We start from the raw sequence: 6,144 nt of genomic DNA on the forward strand, positions 1-6,144 counted from the left end.
AGCGTTCCATGTATTGAAACGGTGCGTTCCATATACTGAAACCCTGCGTTTCATGTATTGAAACTGTGAGTCTCATAGGCTGGGACGATTGGCGCATAGTATTTCCTCCGATTCAACCTCTTATTATAAGAACCAGTTACCAAAGCCAGCTCCACCTCCAATACCATGTGTTTGCACATTCTGAGCAGCCTCCATCGCATCCGCCGAGGCGAGTCCTATTTCATGCCCCATATAGAAGTACAACGGGTCGTTAGGGTCGATTGTCGTTGGATCAGTATCGAAGCTACTGCAAAAGACCTTAATAGGTATGTTGAAGCGGAATAGTTCCTTCCATTCAGAATCAGCCCCGTATTCCTTCGGTTCATCAGGGTTATAAGCCTCCGAACAGATGAATGGGCTACGGAACACATAGGTGGAATGGCGGTTGAGATACTCCTCTTTAGGAATGAGCGCCTTCTTGCCCTTCGGACACTTCATCACGCGCACCGACAGATAGAACTTCGGAAGGAGATAAGACGGACGAGTATATCGCCCAGCCTCACCTGTTGCGGGGTCCTGCCTACGGATTATCTCTAACGGCCACTCTTGATGTAAAGCATCGTTCTCATCGGCATCTATATCGAAATTGAAGTGCCCCTTGAGTCCTACTCTATCCTGATCATAAGGTGCAACAGCCCAATCGGCATCCTCACGAGTGAGTGGAGGTAGCAGTCGCTGATTGAATAACTCACGTGCACCATCAGCCATTGCGTCTTGAATCCACGTATCACGATAGGTATATTCGAATATCTTTGGCGTCAGAGCCGCACGCTCTTTCCATGTCGAGGTATTGGCAAAGAGCGGTGAAGGCACAGGGGTAGTATCTATCGTTCCGCCCTTCTTCCAGTCGCCAAACTTATCCCTCTTAGGCTTCCACGTACCTCGGCAATCCATCACTTCATACGGGTTTCCCTTGTCATCCACCTCACTCACGGTGAAGAATATCTGATATTCATCCGAGTGATTGAGTATCTCGTCATTCATGAGCTTGCCCTCCTTATTGAAGAAATAGAGGCACAATCCCCATCGCTTCAGCTTTCCGCCAATGATACGAATATAGTCAGGACCTTGCTTCCCATCGTTCTGTTCGAGATAGGTCACCGTACTCTTCCGTTGAACCTCTATCGTTGGCCACTTGCCCGCATTGTTATGTATGAGCACAAACTCCTCTTGCTTCCATGGAGCATTCTGATAAACAAAGTTGCCGTGCATCATGCCATCACCATGCGAGTGACCTTCCTTGAACATGGCAAGGCATGTAGCCCAATCCTTAAAGGCTCCATCTGCATCAGGATTAGCCATTTCGCCCGATACTTTCACCTTCGATAAGCTATCAACATAACGGTCGGCACCACTGTGCGCAACGCCTTTCGCCGCTAGTGGATTATCATTATAATCAACATGCACATTGCCAAAGACGAAGTCGTCACATGACGTACACAAGCCTAGAACAGCAACGAGCAGGAGAATACTCTTGATTATCTTTTTCATTACTATTAGTCCTTTCTTCTTTTACATCAATACTATGTTCTGTCTATATTGCGTGAAGTAATCCTGTGGATGGGTCAACATCCGCCACAGCTGCGCCTTCTCTACACCTGAATAGAAACGCTTCACGTCTTCATAACACTTCTCTTCGCCATCCTTCACATCAGCGATAATGCGCACTGACAAGGGATAATCAATATCGAAACTATCCCATCCTGGCTGTATCTCATTGAATGCCCAAAGGAAAGCACCCTCACTATTGTTCGTGTTGCAATACTTCGCTGGCTTCTCAGACTCGCCTGTGTGCTGTTGTCCCTTATTCAAGATATGACAAATGCGAACCTGTAATTGGAATGCAACATTAGCCCGATGGAACTGCATAACGCCCTTAAAACCGAGCCTGTCTAAGTCCGATCCAACATCCAGACTGCGCTTCTGTCGTAACAGCCCCACGGTGTGTCCGTAGCGTTGTCGGGGCGATTCGGTATCGGGATCGATGAAGTCATCGTTATAAACTTCGGTGAATAGCTTGCCAAGCTCCTCCTCCACAGGGTCGGTGTCACGATATTCATAAGTGAAGAGTTCCGGTGTTATCTTGTTCAGAAGGGTCTGGTCTATTGTCTTGTAGAGCCTATAATTCTTCCCATCAAAGGTATGAGGCTTCAAGGCATCAGGCTTACCTGATAGTTCAATAGCCTTCCAAGCGAGGTCTGTCTGATAGCCCACTTCATTCTTACCGAGCTGGAAGTTCTCTGGAGCAAAGATGTTCGACGTAGAGAACTTACTAGCCATCTCCGCTGCACCAGCTTTCTCCCTAAAGGTGTATCGGTCGTAATACGTGGGCGAATCCGCCAACGAACGTGGATAAGCCAACTGTATTCCTTTCTTGCGTTCAGCGTTTCCTGTACCCGTAGATACCTCTTGATCCAATGACGAGTTACCTACTCCAAAGAAGTGTTGATGCACCAGTAAGGTGGCGTTATCCTCGTCTGGTATGCTGTAACCTTCCTTATCTTTCGTGAAAGGATAGCCCGAGAATTGATGATTGATAAGCATTCCGTTGCGGTCATAATACTTGAGTTCTAGACCGTAATAGATATTGTCTGACGCTATTACATCAAAGCAATTACGCTCGGTAGTAATGGTCATCTGCCCATCATCATCACGTGTGATATCAATCTCCTGCATAATGGGTAACATTGTTTCCGGACTAACCACATGATAGGTGTTATAGGCTGTGAGCGAGTCATTACCATCTGGTCCGACACCAATCATGCCCCCTTTATACCCCATTCTAAGGATGGCGTGGACAGCATAAATCTGTTCATGCCCCTTCACATCACGCTCTATTGATGAGGGCGGAGCCTGTACTATCTTCTTGAAGAAGTCGTCTACTTGATCGTTGGAACAACTCCCGAACAGGAGTCCCATTAGCATTATGGCAAGTAGCGATAGTATGTTTCTATTTCGTTTCATATACTTTTCGATTGATTAGAACTTAAACAATGTACGTAAGGAGAAGTTGGCTCCACGCTCATGGGCGTAGTAACGGAACCGATCAGTGTACTCCTTATATAATGCGTTAAGGATGTTTTCACCCACAAGCATAAACTTCAATTCTCTTCGTTGCTGTAGTTTGATACGCAACTCGGCTGTACCATTCAAAAGGAAGTAAGCAGGTGGCGAGTCAGGAACTAAATCCTTATCTGGGTCAAAGCGGGTTTGCTTTGTCACATAAATACCCGATAACGACAACGAACCATGATATTTATCATCCTTCGTAAGTCCTCGCTCGTAGGTAGATGATAGTCCGTAACGATCGGAAGGCATAAAAGGTAACCAATCGTTATGCGTTAGATTGCGTGCGAACATCCATTCGCCTTTACCCACAAAGGTGAGTCCTTGCAAAGGTTTAAGCGTTGCCTCGATATCACCACCATATAGTTTCACATCGTCCTGATCGTAGATGAACTTAGGATACTTACCACTCGGATGATTATGGAAGCGGTCTTTGCCTTCTCCAATGTGGTCATAGATGTAGCTATTAATGCGCTGTAAGAAGAAGCTCGGCTCTACTGACAACCACGTATTGCGGTATCTTGTACCTACCACGAGTTTGTATCCTCGCTCACTGGCAAGATTCTTATTGCCCACTACCCAGTAAGAACCATCCTGCAAGCCAATGGCATATAACTCGTTAATATCAGGTGGTCTCCATGACCAACCAATGTTAGCTCGAATGTCCCAAAGGTCTGTCAACTGGTAATGAGACGCTAAACTCATGGTGAAGTTACTATACAGCTTGAAGTCATCATAGTAAGTGTAATTACTCAAACTACTATATCCATTCACCGACATCACACGGAAGTCATAACGCATACCCAAGGCACATTGCAATCGACCGAACTCTGCCTTATGCAAGAAGTAACCACCCATTGAGAGGGCAGCGAAGTTCGGAACGAAGGCTGGTTGCTTAGTCCCTGGATAGTTGAAGTTCGTTTGATAGGTATTAGATAAGCCTGCATCTGTGGTCATGTTCCATCGTTTCCACTTAGCATGCCAGAGCACATCAAACTTATAAGTCTTCAATATCAAGTCCTGAACAGGTATCCAACTCCATTGCGCCTTCTTCCTGTTTTCAAACTCCTGACGCAAGTTCTCTTGGAAAGAAAGGGTGAAGTCGAGACGGTGATAAGCGTTAATATCCCACTTCAATTCGCCTTTCAGCGTTACATGTTGTGACTGCTGGAAGGGCGGCTTAATGCTATATGAGAAGGGCTTAACGGTCTCTGGATCTGGACGACCATACTCGAAGCGTTTGATGAGTTGGTTCAAATCGGATATCTTACTAGCATAATAGATTCCACTTCGTTGGTAATAAATACTCGAGAAGAGCGTCGCTGTCACCTTTCTCCCTTGATATCCTGCAAGCGCAGAGAGGCTTATTGTGTTATAACCAGTATTGTTTAAGACATAGTCGGCAGTGCGATAATCACCGCCTTTTGTGTACATTCCATGTAGGCGCAGACCGATGTTCTTGCGTCCAGCTTCTATACTACCTGAACCGCTAAAGCCCCTTGCATTGGTGTCATATCCCATATTGACATTACCGCTCACCATGGTCTTCTTGTTTCCATAAGGTAGTGGAGCATCATTCAAGAGAACAACTCCGCCCATCGCACCAAAGCCATAACGAATGCACTCGGCACCCTTGACTACCTCAACCATACTCGATCCCGTATAGTCTAACTCGGGTGCATGATCGGCTCCCCAGCTCTGACTTTCGAGTCGAACTCCATTGTTCATCAATAAGATTCGACTACTGTGCATACCTTGAATAACAGGTTTGGCAATCGTGTTTCCCGTGCTAATTGAACTCACGCCAGGCACTGTCTCAAGTAGTTTGGCTAGTGAAGTTGCACCGCCTTTCTCTAATGCCTCTTGACTAATTGATGCCGATTGTTGCAAGACAGTGGTATGTCCTTTCAAGGCTGTAATCGTCACATTATCCAACTGCTTAGAGTCGTCTTTCATCGTCAAGACCACTTGTCCGTCTGCTGGAACAACTATCAAGCGTGACAAGTTCTTGTAACCTAAATAAGAGACCGAAACCTTTATGCGAGTTACAGGATGTTTGAACTTAGCCACACAACGACCATTAATATCCGTGACAACAGGAGTTGCCAAGCCTTCGCAATGTATCACAGCACCAACGAGGGGCTCTTGAGATTGTTCAGCAACTACGGAAAAGGTGATTGAAGAACCTTCATTCTTATCATCATCACCAACATGTTCCCTCCCATGCGCCGTTATCGAGGCTAAGAGTGGAGGCGAGAAAAGTAACAAAGAAGACATTAGGATTGTAGATGACAATAATCTAACATGCCTTCCAAAGTTCATCTTTAATTTAATCATATATTATCAGATTGTGAGTAGTTTATCACTTAAGTTTATGCAATTCTCCCACTCTTTGCAGGAGAAATGAGTATCTTTTAATATGCTACTCAGTTCATAAATTAAGTTTAGAGATCTATTGGCTATTGCCTACAGGTCCGCAGATTCGTAGATGTTTGTTTGTAGATGAAGCCTTATTCAGTGCTTTATTCTATACAACACCTTAATCGTTTGCAAAGGTATAGATATTTATTTATTACTGCAATACTTACTTTTAGCGATTTACATATTACTTATTTTTGGGTAAGAACATGGTTATTTCGACTACGAAGCACTATTTTATGGTATGTTTGATATAGGATTTTAGGGTGGAGAAGTTCGTGTCTTTCGTATTATAACATATTGAGTTACGTGAGACATGATAATGAGGAGAAAAGAAAGAAACGCCCTTCTTCATAGAAGGAAGGCATTTCTATGCAATGAAGAGAGGCTTTCTTCAAAACGAAGAAAGCCTCTCCTTTACTTGTAGACATTAGTCACTTCTTCCATACAAGGAAGCTATATGGTGACTTCAGGAAACCTTCTTACCTATAAAACCTCAAATCCGCAACTAAGCCCTTGAAGGTTCTTATTGCGTTTACACGTCCTCTCATTACTGAATTTGCAGATAATTTGAACTTGAAGCACCCACTTCTGCCTACAATATCCCCTTACCCCACAATG

3 protein-coding genes are annotated in these 6,144 nt (G+C 44.7%); all 3 read right to left on the reverse strand.

Going from position 1 to position 6,144, the window contains the following annotated elements:
- Positions 1–123 precede the first annotated feature (123 nt).
- Genes F0475_RS04760 through F0475_RS04770 form a run of 3 tightly spaced genes read right to left on the reverse strand, consistent with a single transcriptional unit; the run spans position 124 to position 5,442 of the window.
- Positions 124–1,530, reverse strand: a complete 1,407-nt coding sequence (locus F0475_RS04760; protein ID WP_155715699.1) for a hypothetical protein — start codon at positions 1,528–1,530, stop codon at positions 124–126.
- 21 nt (positions 1,531–1,551) lie between these two features.
- Entirely contained in the window at positions 1,552–3,003 is a 1,452-nt protein-coding gene (locus tag F0475_RS04765; protein ID WP_155715700.1) for a hypothetical protein, read from the reverse strand.
- Between the two features lie 15 nt (positions 3,004–3,018).
- Positions 3,019–5,442 (reverse strand): TonB-dependent receptor, encoded by a 2,424-nt coding sequence (locus F0475_RS04770; protein WP_199879781.1) that lies wholly within the window; start codon positions 5,440–5,442, stop codon positions 3,019–3,021.
- Between the last annotated feature and the right edge of the window lie 702 nt (positions 5,443–6,144).

Source organism: Prevotella vespertina, from assembly GCF_009728485.1.
GTDB lineage: Bacteria > Bacteroidota > Bacteroidia > Bacteroidales > Bacteroidaceae > Prevotella > Prevotella vespertina.

Excerpts from the sequence above, each read along its gene's own strand:
- F0475_RS04760 (WP_155715699.1), bottom strand. The coding sequence starts at position 1,530 with ATGAAAAAGATAATCAAGAGTATTCTCCTGCTCGTTGCTGTTCTAGGC.
- F0475_RS04770 (WP_199879781.1), bottom strand. The coding sequence starts at position 5,442 with ATGATTAAATTAAAGATGAACTTTGGAAGGCATGTTAGATTATTGTCA.
- F0475_RS04765 (WP_155715700.1), bottom strand. The coding sequence starts at position 3,003 with ATGAAACGAAATAGAAACATACTATCGCTACTTGCCATAATGCTAATG.